The sequence below is a fragment of the Paenibacillus alginolyticus DSM 5050 = NBRC 15375 genome, assembly GCF_000422905.1.
Lineage (GTDB): Bacteria > Bacillota > Bacilli > Paenibacillales > NBRC-103111 > Paenibacillus_E > Paenibacillus_E alginolyticus.
Genome location: NZ_AUGY01000001.1, coordinates 36,648 through 48,302, shown reverse-complemented (window position 1 = coordinate 48,302; position 11,655 = coordinate 36,648). Strand labels below are relative to the sequence as shown.

General features: G+C 44.1%; 13 protein-coding genes. 1 reads left to right on the top strand and 12 read right to left on the bottom strand.

The annotated features are described in order from the left end of the window. The first annotated feature begins 135 nt into the window (after nt 1–135). Nucleotides 136–345 carry a DUF378 domain-containing protein gene (locus G519_RS0100270; protein ID WP_029192954.1) on the top strand — a complete coding sequence of 70 codons (210 nt, stop codon included), beginning with the start codon at nt 136–138 and terminating at the stop codon, nt 343–345. 83 nt (nt 346–428) lie between these two features. Here the strand turns inward: G519_RS0100270 and G519_RS0100265 are convergent, their stop codons facing one another. The 12 genes from G519_RS0100265 to xerD all read right to left on the bottom strand — a co-directional run bounded on the left by G519_RS0100265 (nt 429) and on the right by xerD (nt 11,590). After that, nucleotides 429–1,859, bottom strand: coding sequence for a SulP family inorganic anion transporter (locus G519_RS0100265; RefSeq protein WP_029192953.1), 1,431 nt, complete (start codon nt 1,857–1,859; stop codon nt 429–431). Between the two features lie 159 nt (nt 1,860–2,018). Next, complete coding sequence (sigF, locus tag G519_RS0100260) at nt 2,019–2,774, bottom strand: RNA polymerase sporulation sigma factor SigF (RefSeq protein WP_029192952.1); 756 nt, start codon at nt 2,772–2,774, stop codon at nt 2,019–2,021. Between the two features lie 11 nt (nt 2,775–2,785). After that, on the bottom strand, nt 2,786–3,232 hold the full coding sequence (gene spoIIAB, locus G519_RS0100255; RefSeq protein WP_029192951.1) for an anti-sigma F factor: 447 nt from the start codon (nt 3,230–3,232) through the stop codon (nt 2,786–2,788). Beyond that, nucleotides 3,229–3,582 carry an anti-sigma F factor antagonist gene (gene spoIIAA / locus G519_RS0100250; RefSeq protein ID WP_029192950.1) on the bottom strand — a complete coding sequence of 118 codons (354 nt, stop codon included), beginning with the start codon at nt 3,580–3,582 and terminating at the stop codon, nt 3,229–3,231. The genes spoIIAB and spoIIAA overlap by 4 nt, the downstream gene beginning before the upstream one ends. Before the next feature lie 161 nt (nt 3,583–3,743). After that, nucleotides 3,744–4,919 (bottom strand): D-alanyl-D-alanine carboxypeptidase family protein, encoded by a 1,176-nt coding sequence (locus G519_RS0100245; protein ID WP_029192949.1) that lies wholly within the window; start codon nt 4,917–4,919, stop codon nt 3,744–3,746. Between the two features lie 160 nt (nt 4,920–5,079). Continuing rightward, the gene (locus G519_RS0100240) at nt 5,080–6,381 is read right to left on the bottom strand and encodes a pyrimidine-nucleoside phosphorylase (RefSeq protein ID WP_029192948.1); all 1,302 of its coding nucleotides are present in this window, start codon (nt 6,379–6,381) and stop codon (nt 5,080–5,082) included. 118 nt (nt 6,382–6,499) lie between these two features. After that, on the bottom strand, nt 6,500–6,883 hold the full coding sequence (locus G519_RS0100235) for a cytochrome c oxidase subunit II (RefSeq protein ID WP_029192947.1): 384 nt from the start codon (nt 6,881–6,883) through the stop codon (nt 6,500–6,502). 179 nt (nt 6,884–7,062) lie between these two features. Next, complete coding sequence (locus tag G519_RS41195) at nt 7,063–7,500, bottom strand: hypothetical protein (protein WP_051252973.1); 438 nt, start codon at nt 7,498–7,500, stop codon at nt 7,063–7,065. 152 nt (nt 7,501–7,652) lie between these two features. Continuing rightward, nucleotides 7,653–8,507, bottom strand: coding sequence for a purine-nucleoside phosphorylase (locus tag G519_RS0100225; RefSeq protein ID WP_029192946.1), 855 nt, complete (start codon nt 8,505–8,507; stop codon nt 7,653–7,655). Between the two features lie 18 nt (nt 8,508–8,525). Further along, nucleotides 8,526–9,353, bottom strand: coding sequence for a purine-nucleoside phosphorylase (locus G519_RS0100220; protein ID WP_029192945.1), 828 nt, complete (start codon nt 9,351–9,353; stop codon nt 8,526–8,528). Between the two features lie 55 nt (nt 9,354–9,408). After that, on the bottom strand, nt 9,409–10,584 hold the full coding sequence (gene deoB, locus G519_RS0100215; RefSeq protein WP_029192944.1) for a phosphopentomutase: 1,176 nt from the start codon (nt 10,582–10,584) through the stop codon (nt 9,409–9,411). A gap of 109 nt (nt 10,585–10,693) precedes the next feature. After that, nucleotides 10,694–11,590 carry a site-specific tyrosine recombinase XerD gene (xerD, locus tag G519_RS0100210; RefSeq protein ID WP_029192943.1) on the bottom strand — a complete coding sequence of 299 codons (897 nt, stop codon included), beginning with the start codon at nt 11,588–11,590 and terminating at the stop codon, nt 10,694–10,696. Nucleotides 11,591–11,655 lie beyond the last annotated feature (65 nt).

Genomic DNA, 11,655 nt, shown 5'->3' with positions numbered 1-11,655 from the left:
AGGAGTAGTATGCAAAATCTTTCCTTCCCATAAACACCTGACAAGATGGTAAATTCTCCAGGAATAATGTCACCTGCAATATGGCATAGTAAGATCGAATAACGATAACTTATTCCATATAAAGAAGGTGATAACATGGCAAAATTCGCGTTAACACTAGTTATTATTGGTGCGCTGAATTGGCTCTTGGTTGGGCTTTTCCAATGGGATTTAGTTTCAGCTTTATTGGGAGGAGATTCTCATCGTGCATCTTCCGGTCTAAGCCGTATCATTTATACGGTAGTTGGCTTATGCGGAATTTACTGCGTGAGATTTTATTCAGATGACAGGCACTCTGCCCGATAAACATGTTCGTGATCACAAAAAGCCGCAAACTACCCTGTGAAGTATTAGGGTAATCAGCGGCTCTTTTTTTATGCGGTGCGGACTTATCTGCCTTGTTCAACCATTAATTTACTTTCCTCGTTTAAACCAATACAGATGACTTTTTTGCCCAACTGCTCATATTTCGAAATGGTTTTCGTTATAGCTGTCACAGCAGAATGATCCCAAACATGTGACGAGCTAAAATCAATCGTAATCGTATCCGGGTCGTTCCTATAATTAAATAAATCAATAAAATGTGCCATGGTTCCAAAAAAAAGCTGACCAGAAATGCGATATATTTTGGAGCCATTCTTGTCATTGGAAATGAGTGCCTTAATTTTGGCTGATCTCCAGCCAAATATCACTGCACTTAATGTAACGCCTGATAATACGCCAATTGCTAAATTGGAAGTTGCTACAACGATGGCTACTGTAAGGATCATGACTAGGGCGTCACTTCGCGGAATTTTAACTAAGGTTCTAAGCGACTGCCAATCAAATGTCCCTACGGATACCATAAACATTACACCAACTAGCGCGGCCATTGGAATTTGCTTGACCACATTACCTAATACCATGATTAAGAAAAGCAGGAAAACCCCAGAAACAAAGGTGGATAGTCGGGATCGACCACCCGATTTCACATTTATGACCGTTTGACCGATCATGGCACAACCTGCCATCCCACCGAAAAAGCCAGACACAATATTGGCTATGCCCTGCCCTCTCACCTCTTTATTTTTATCACTTTTCGATTCGGTCATTTCATCTACAATCGTAGCCGTCATCAGGGATTCGGTCATACCTACAACGGCTAATGCCAAGGAAATTGGAAGTATATATCCAATTGCTTGAAGAGTTAGCGTTAAGTCAGGGACATGGAAGAACGGCAAGGTTTGTGTAATTTCACCCATATCACCAACTGTTCGTAAATCTAAGTTTAAGTTCATAGACAGAATCGTCATCACGATAATGGCAACCAACGCAGAAGGAATGGCTTTCGTGATCAAAGGCAGCAAATAAATAATAGCCAAAGTACCAGCTACCATGGCATACATCTGCCAGCTTGCCCCGTTGAAATTAGTAAGTTGAGCCATGAAAATAATAATGGCGAGTGCATTAACAAACCCAACAATGACAGAGTTCGGAATAAACGTAATGAATTTGCCAAACTTCAAAACACCCATGACATATTGAATAACACCGGTCAAAATGCTGGCCGCAAACAAATATTCAATCCCATATTTCGCAACTAAAGGACCCATTAGAGAGGCCATCGCGCCTGTAGCCGCTGAAATCATTCCCATCCGACCACCTGTGAATGATATCACTATGGCAATAATGAAAGAAGCATACAAGCCAACCATAGGGTCTACACCTGCTAAAATTGAAAACGCAATAGCTTCTGGAATTAAAGCTAGGGCAACCGTAATGCCGGACAAAACATCCTTACGTATATTAAAAAACCATGAATCCTTCCATTTGCTATAAATCAAAAAATACACACTCCTATGTTCATTTTTTGACTTCTCACTCTCAGAAAAGTCGGGACCGATATTTGCAGTATTTATTATACACAAATCGAGCCTATGTCTCTACATAGACAAATAACCGTTCCTCTTAGGAGGAACGGTTATTTATCTCAAAGCCTGTTATTGAGCAATCTGATCTTTAATCGATTGCAAAATTTTCTTTTCCAATCGTGATACCTGCACTTGGGAAATACCTAGCCTACTTGCGACCTCGGACTGCGTTTGATCCCTGAAATAACGGAGATAAACAATCAGCCGTTCTCGCTCCGACAGCGTCCCAATGGCTTCATTCAACGCAAGCTTCTCGAACCACTTCTCCCCGGACTCATCCGAGATTTGATCCATTAGTGTGATAGGATCTCCATCATTCTCAAAGACGGTCTCATGGATGGAAGATAGAGGTTTATTCGCCTCTTGTGCGAACACAACTTCCTCCGCTGTTATCATAAGCTCCTCGGCTACTTCTTTAATCGTAGGCAGTCTGCCAAGACGTTTCGAAAGCTCGTCCTTCGTCTTGCGAATCTTATTCGCCAATTCTTTGAGTGAACGGCTTACTTTGAGTGTTCCGTCATCGCGAAGAAAACGTTGAATTTCACCGATAATCATCGGTACCGCGTAGGTTGAAAACTTCACATCATAAGATAGATCGAATTTGTCAACGGACTTGAGCAGTCCGATACAACCGATCTGGAACAAGTCTTCGGCTTCGTATCCCCGGTTCAAAAAGCGTTGAACCACAGACCAAACCAAGCGGATATTGCAGCTGACAAGTGTTTCTCTGGCGAGTCCATCTCCGGATTGGCTGAGGGCGATTAACCGTTTGACTTCCGAATCGTCTAAATAACTATGAGAAGCATGTTTCAGATCGACATCCATAGATCAAACCCCTAATTGTATAAAGCTTTTTTAGATTCAATTCGCTTCAACATGTTTATTTTGGTTCCGATTCCGACGGCCGTCACAACTTCTACTTCGTCCATGAAATTTTCCATAATCGTGAAACCCATGCCAGAGCGTTCCAACTCTGGTTTGGATGTATATAGTGGCTGTTTCGCCTGTTCTAAATCAGCAATGCCTGAACCCTTGTCTTCGATCGTAATCCGAACCACGTCATCATCAATTTGCGTCGAAATGATGATAACGCCATCTGTTCTATTGTTATAACCATGAATAATCGAATTCGTTACCGCTTCAGAAACAACCGTCTTGATATCGGTTAATTCATTCAGCGTAGGATCCAATTGAGAAACGAAAGCAGCAACGGCTACGCGAGCAAAAGCTTCATTCTCCGAGCGACTAGCAAACTCTAGTGTCATAAAGTTATGTTCACTCATAATGCAACCTCCAAACTGGACATTGCATTGCGTTCGTTGTCCTGTATAGATACAATCTTGAACATTCCAGAAAGCTCGAATAAGCGGTAAACGGCTGGGGCAACATCACAAACGACCATTTTACCGCCTTTACTCGTGATCTGCTTATAACGACCGAGTATGACGCCTAGACCCGAGCTGTCCATGAAGGATAGATCCTTCAAACTAAGGATTAAATGGCGCGTATGCTCTTTAGCAATCGCTTCCTCCATCCTCGCCTTCACAACCTCGGCTGTGTGATGATCCAGCTCGCCTTTCAATCTAACAATCAGCGCTCTTCTGCCTTGCTCGAATTCAATTTGCAGGCTCAACATGTTCACTCCTCTCAGCTGAGAGACTTTGAGCTCACTCAAAGATCCCGTCATGAAACTTAACTTTCTACAGCTGAGATGGAATCTCCTGCCCCCCGACAAAACTAGAAGAAAACTGCTAAAACTAGTAGAAAACTGCGCTTATTCGCGTATTCTCACCATTAATCCGTATGAAACAGGTGCGATGTGGTTCGCTTAAATAGCTTCCACCAGGACGCTCTATCTACAGCAACCGGAGACTCGAGCGGGTATTCAGCAAGCAAATTATCTCCGTTGTATACAATAATTTTACCAATAGGCTGACCCATAACGATCGGAGCTCTTAAGTTGGGATCGAGTTTCAGTTCATGTCGAATCTCCCCCGTCACAGTGCCCTTTTTCATTAAAATGCTATAGTTTTGCTTCGCCACTAACGGTACTGTCGAAACCTGGCCTTTATTCACCGTAAAATTCCCTAGACTGTCGCCTGACTTAAATAAAGGGTAGTTCGTAAATTGCGCAAAAGCGTAATCAAACAGCTTTGTTACTTCAGCATTCCGTGTTTTTGTATTCGGTTCACCGAGCACTACGGCAACGACGCGTAGATTTTCCCTTTTGGCTGTTGCGGATAAGCAGAATTTCGCTTCGCTTGTGTATCCCGTTTTCAAACCATCCGCACCGCTGTAGAAACGCACCAGCTTGTTCGTATTCACTAGCCAGAAAGGATTTGCTGTTTCTTTTCGTAGATAGTCTTGATAAGCACCTGTAAATTTAGTAATCCCCTCATGCTTGAGCAATTCTCTTGACATGACGGCGATATCATTCGCTGATGTATAATGATTGGCCACAGGGAGTCCGTTGCAGTTTGAGAAATGCGTATTTTTCATGCCTAACTGCTGCGCACGATCGTTCATCATTTGCACAAAATTTTCTTCCGAGCCTGCAATTTTCTCAGCCATTGCCACAGAAGCATCGTTCCCGGAAGCCATGGCAATCCCCTTCAGCATTTCCTCAACCGTCATCTCTTCGCCGGGCTCAAGGAAAATTTGCGATCCACCCATGGAAGCCGCATATTCACTGACCTTGACCTTCTCATCCATTTTAATGTTGCCTTTGTCGACAGCTTCCATAATGAGCAGCATCGTCATTATTTTCGTTATACTGGCTGGAGGAAGCTTTGCATCCTTATTCTTTTCGGCAATGACCGTGCCCGTGTCTGCATCCATTAACACAGCGGATAGTGCATTCGGTGTCAAATCGACCGATGGCGCCTTCTTCTCTTCCGCAAACGCAGCCGGTATGAGCAGCATCAAACATAGCTGTAAACAGATAAAACTGATTAGCCCTTTTTTTCGCATAGCAATTGTACCCCTCCTGTGATGTATGAAGTGAAAGCCTGACACTTGCGGCTTGAATGACTGCTAATCAGTCTTGACGATTTCCGCACAAAATATTCCAAAAGGAAGAAAATAAAAAAGGCACTTTCCGAGTGGAAAGTGCTTGGGCAATCATTTGGCATTAAACAATGACATCATAAATTAATTGAACAGGTGCTGGTTTGCTATTCTCGATGCGATAGGCTCCTTGAATCATGCTCTCGACAGCCTTCACATCCTGTTGATTTGCATGAATCGTACATATGGATTCCCCAATCTGCACTTGGTCACCGATTTTCTTATTCAGTGTAAGACCCACTGCATAGTCAATCAGATCTTCCTTCTTCGCACGCCCGGCACCAAGCAGCATCGCAGCAATACCAATTTGTTCCGCATTGATCTGATTGATATAGCCGTCTCTTTCAGCAAGCACTTCGAAATGATAAGCTGCCGTCGGAAGGAGCTCGGGCTGGTCTACCACATTCGGATCGCCGCCCTGGCTTGCTATGAAGCGTTTGAACGTTTCTAACGCCTTACCATTCAAGACAATATCGCGGACGGCCACCTGAGCCTCCTCGAAGCTCTCAAACACTTTCCCCAGCAGCGACATGTAGGCTGCAACCGAGATCGCTACCTCAGTCAGCTCCTTATCACCTGTGCCGCGGAGCACCTCAATGGATTCGCGAATTTCATTTGCGTTTCCGATTTCACGACCGAGCGGCTGCTCCATATCCGTAATCATAGCGATCGTGTTCCGCTTTAATTGCGTTCCGATATCAACCATCGTACGAGCGAGAACCCTTGCATCGTCCACTGTTTTCATGAAAGCGCCAGAACCGATTTTCACGTCCAGCACAATTGCATCCGCTCCGGAAGCAATCTTCTTACTCATAATTGAGCTAGCGATTAATGGAATTGAATCAACCGTAGCTGTCACGTCCCGAAGCGCATACATCTTCTTGTCAGCTGGAGCTAAGTTACCACTCTGGCCAACGATGGCAATTTTATTCGTATTCACAGCATGTATAAAATCTTCTTTGGACAATTCAATCTGAAAGCCAGGAATCGACTCCAGCTTATCTACTGTACCGCCCGTATGTCCTAAACCTCTTCCTGACATTTTGGCAACAGGGATTCCAAGCGAAGCAACAATAGGTCCAACGATCAGGCTAATTTTGTCGCCAACCCCGCCTGTTGAGTGTTTATCCACTTTAATGCCAGCAATCTCCGATAAATCGATCATTTCTCCTGATCCTGCCATGGCTAGCGTGAGTGCAGAGATCTCTTCACTTGTCATCCCATTGAAGAAAATAGCCATCAGTAGAGCCGACATTTGATAATCCGGAATATCGCCACGTGTATACCCGCTAACGATATACGTAATTTCTTGCTCGCTAAGTACTTCACCTGAACGTTTCTTATGGATTAGATCAACCATTCTCATGTGCATTCCTCCTTAAGTTTACTTAAGCGTTTTCGTTCGAAAATATGCATCGTAAGCATGCTCTTCAAAATCGAAAAAAGGGAGCTGCTAGAGCCCCCTTTGATACTACCATTATTGATTAAGAAACAACTAATTTGCTTTTCATTTTAGCATGGCCTTCACCACAAGGAAGTACACACTGAATTTCATATGTACCTGGTTTATCAAACGTTATTTGCTTGGAAGGATTTTCTTTGTCCAGCTTGATATCCAATCCTACGATTTCAATCGCGTGTACCCCTTCTTTTAAAGACAAGGAAACCTTCGTAGGCTCACCGCTTTTAACCGTATAATCTGCAGAATCGAACTGCCAGTTAGAAGCTGCAATTTTAAGCTGTTGACCTTTGCCAGCGGCAGCCTCTGCTTCCTTAGCCACTTGGCGGTTAGAAATATCTTGAAAGAGGACTCCCAGCCCCAATGCGCCCGCAAGTATAAATAACACAAAGAAAATCCACTTTTGCATGCATATCCCCCTCATAATGTGTTCACTTCATCTATTCTACCTAACATCTCCATACAATCCCATACATGGTCAGTGGCAAATCCTTGAATATTTTGTGACAAAATTGTGAATACGGCTTTCCAAAAAACATCCCCCTTATCGGGGGATATCATCCTTACTATTGCCCATTATGCTGTAAATTACACACCACTAAGTCTTTCACGAATTTGGAAACTGCCAGCGGATGCTGTTTGTTTTTCTCTAAGAAGAGGCTGAAAAGATCGGTCTTTCTCTTTCAACTCTCTAATATCCCGATTAATTCGGTACGCGCAATCCGGACAAAGCTTTTGCCCGCGAATTGGTTTCGAGCAGGAAGCGCATGGGTAGTTCAAATTCGGGTAATCCGAAAGCAGCAGCTTTCCCTCTTTGATCCATGTATGCATTTGCTCGTGCGAAACACCTGTCGCTTCGCTGAATTGTATATTCGTTGAACGATGATTTTTACGTAAAAATTCAAGACTGCTTGTGAGCATGGAATCCATGCTGCGGCTGCAATCTGAACATTGGTTGCGCAAATTTTTCTGGAACACTTTCCCGCATCTAGGACAGTTGGCGACCATTAATTGTTGGACTGACATGCTCCATCACATCCTTGTTATGGAATGGGCATCCGTATCTACTCGACCCATTAATATAGTTCTAATTAACTATATATTAGCATGACTCCCTCCGAATTCATAGGTCTTCAGAAGCTTATTTTCATTAAAAGTTCATAAAAAATATAGCCAAATTATCCCAGACGGACCTCACGAACAAAGGCCTTAACGAGAGCAATGAACTTCGGTTTCGTCCGATTTGCAACAGCTACAACCTGCTCATGCGTCAATGGTTCCAGCTCTTCACCTATCGCCATATCGGTAATACAGGAAATGCCAAGTACTTTAAGCCCTGCATGACGTGCTGCAATAACTTCACCCACCGTGGACATACCAATCGCGTCGCCACCGATTCGAGCTAACATCGTAAGCTCAGCAGGCGTACAGTAGGTTGGACCTGTAATCCCCGCATAAACTCCCTCCTGCAGCTTCAATGGCACGCCATCTTCTCCAACGACCGTTTGTGCTAGCTCATGAGCGAGCTTGCGGTATTCGCGGTTGTAAGCCTCTGACATGTCCGGGAAACGAACACCGAGATCAGAATGGTTAGGACCGATAAGCGGGTTGTCTCCTGTCATGTTTAAATGGTCGCTAATGACCATTAGATCTCCTGCTTTGAACTCACGATTCATGCCGCCTGCTGCATTCGTCATCACAACGGTCTGAACGCCGATCGCCTTCATAACGTACATAGGAAATACAACCTTTTTCATATCATAGCCTTCATAATAATGAAAACGTCCCTGCATCACGATGACTTGTTTACCTTCTAGTGTGCCTACAACAAAACGTCCTTCATGACCTTCAACGGTTGAAACGGGAAAGTGCGGCACTTCGCTATAGTCAATTGCTATGGGCTGCTCAACCTGATTCGCCATATCTCCCAAGCCTGAACCAAGTACTAATCCAATAACAGGCTTAACACTGCCTAAACGCTGCTCAATAAAGCTCGCTGCTTCTTTGATTTTCTCTATGTAAGTCAGTTCCATTTTGTTCTCCTCTTCTTGTTAAAGTGCTTCGATAATGCCTAATACCAATTTCAAAAACTTAGGCTTTACTTTCTCCGTCGTTTCCATGACTTCTGCATGGGAGAGCGGTTGGTCCAAAATACCTGATGCCATATTCGAAATGCAGGAGAAACCAAGCACTTCGATCCCTGCATGGCGTGCTACAATCACTTCTGGTACCGTTGACATCCCAACGGAATCGCCGCCTAATGTGCGGAACATGCGAATCTCCGCAGGAGTTTCATAGTTAGGACCGAGGAGTCCAACATAGACGCCTTCTTGTAAATGAAAGTTCTGTGAAGCCGCGACATCGTGCGCCAGTTTACGCAGACGTTTGCTGTAAGCTTCCGACATATCCGGAAAGCGAACACCTAACGCTGAATCATTCGGGCCGATGAGCGGATTGCGGTATGTCAAATTCAGATGATCACTTATGACCATCAGATCGCCAACCTGATAGGATTCGTTAATTCCACCAGCTGCATTCGTTACGATCAACGTTTCTACACCTAGTTCTTTCATAACTCTTACTGGAAACGAAACTGTTTCCGCGCCATAGCCCTCGTAAGCATGAAAGCGGCCCTTCATCACTAACACTTGCTTGCCTTGAATCGTACCCACAACCAATTCCCCCGCATGACCTTCCACGGTAGACACTGGGAAATGGGGAATATTCGAGTAGTCTACAACGATAGGCTGCTCAATAAGATCAGCAAGAACGCCGAGACCTGACCCTAGAATCAATCCAATTTGGGGTTTAATATTCGTTTCCTTGCTAATAAATGCAGCTGCTTCTTGAATCTTCTGAATCATGGATGTATCGGACATGGATAGATTCCTCCTAAGCGATTTCAGTTCACATAAACTGAAAATTCGTAATCATTTATTTTAAAAGAGGTAAGAAGCTCTCCCCTTGATCTGTTGCTCTCACGCCAAAATTATCAGCGATGGTCGCTCCCAAATCAGCGAAGGTTCCGCGGATACCAAGCGAAGCAGGTGAGTTGAAGCTTGGGCTGTACAACAAAATAGGCACGTATTCGCGCGTATGGTCGGTTCCCGGGTGCACAGGATCATTGCCATGGTCCGCTGTAAGGATTAATAGATCCTTCGGTCCTAGACCTGCTTTGAGCTGAGGCACATAGCTATCAAATTCCTCCAGTGATCTTCCATAGCCCTCAGGATCACGACGATGACCAAACAACGAGTCAAAATCTACTAGATTCGTAAAAGCCAGTCCTTTGAAAGACATGCCAAGTACCTCTATTGTCTTCTGAATACCATCTAGATTACTTTTTGTTGATGTGGTTTTAGTAACACCTTCACCATCAAAAATATCATTAATTTTCCCGATCGCAATTACATCAAATCCAGCATCCTTCAAATGATTCATAACAGTTGGCGCTGGCGGCTTCACGGCATAATCATGGCGATTCGGAGTGCGTTTGAAAGCACCAGGCTCCCCGAGGTACGGTCTAGCAATGACTCTGCCCACCGAAAATTCATCCTGCATAGTCAACCTTCTTGCAATTTTACATGCCCGATACAGCTCTTCCAGCGGAATAATGTCTTCGTGCGCAGCTAATTGAAATACACTATCGGCTGATGTATAAACGATCCAAGCACCTGTTTTCATCTGCTCTTCACCGAGCTCATCTAAAATTTCTGTACCTGATGCCGGCTTATTACCAATGACCTTGCGCCCTGTCTCCTGCTCAAATTGAGAAATCAATTCAGCTGGAAATCCATCCGGGTACACATTAAAGGGTGTAGTCATGCGAAGCCCCATCAATTCCCAGTGTCCAGTCATCGTGTCTTTACCAACCGAAACCTCAGCCATTTTTCCATAGTAGCCTTCCGGTGAATCTGTTGCTGGAATCCCTTTAATCTCAGCTATGTTCCCTAGTCCCATTCGCTGTAAATTAGGGAGTGCAAATCCGCTTACTTTCTCTGCAATATGACCTAGTGTGTGAGCGCCACTATCGCCAAATTGCTTGGCATCCGGTAATTCGCCGATGCCTACGCTATCCAATACAATTACACATATACGTTCGAAGCGCACAATTGTCCCTCCAAATCAATTCCTAATGTTATCCACCCTCGATTATCTCACTTCCACCCTATGAATGCAAAACAGCAGCTTCCCCCTAGGGGAAATGCCGCTGTGCAGGTTATAACTTCGCTCTTGGGTGTGCCAAGTTGTAAACGTCTTTCATTTTAAGCTTAGTAACTTGAACATACATTTGTGTCGAGGAAATATCGGAATGTCCTAGCATTTCCTGAACGGATCTCAGATCTGCGCCATTTTCAATTAAATGGGCAGCGAAGGAATGCCTTAAGGCATGAGGTGTTATCTCATTCGCGATATTCATCTCATTGGCATATTTCTTCAAAATCTTCCAAAACCCTTGCCTGGTCATCCTTGTTCCCAAATGACCGATAAATAAGGCTTCTTCATCCGCCGTTTTTTTTAACAACTTCATCCGATGATTATGTATATAGGTCGATAAACACCGAATGGCGATAGAGCTAAGAGGAATATTACGCTCTTTATCTGCCTTCCCCGTGCAGCGGATAAAGCCCATTTGCAAATTAATATCCGTTACATTCAGAGAAATGAGCTCCGATACTCGAATCCCAGTCGCATAGAGCAGTTCCAGCATGGCCTTATCACGCGCACCGCTTACAAGCTCAGGTTGCGGTGCTTCGAGAAGCTTCTCTACCTCTTCAATCGACAGTACTTTTGGAAGCTTTTTTTCCAGCTTTGGGGCATCTACATAAATACTTGGATCTGAATCCGTTACACGTTCTTTCACAAGATATTGATAAAGTGCTCGAATGGAAACCATATTGCGAGACAAGGTTGCGGATGCTCGTCCTAGCATCTTCAGCTGTGATAAGTATCCTGCAATATGAGTTTTGCCTGAATCTCTCCAAGCTGTGATGCCTTGCTGTTGTAGATATTCAACAAATTGCTGTAAGTCTCGCTCATAGGATTCCAGCGTATTCCGCGACAGTCCCCGTTCAACGGACAAAAATCGGATGAAGGATTGCAGGTCGTTCGTCATCATGCAGATAATACTCCCTCGTTATCATGCCATATCTTCATACCGAATAGCATTCAACGATTCCC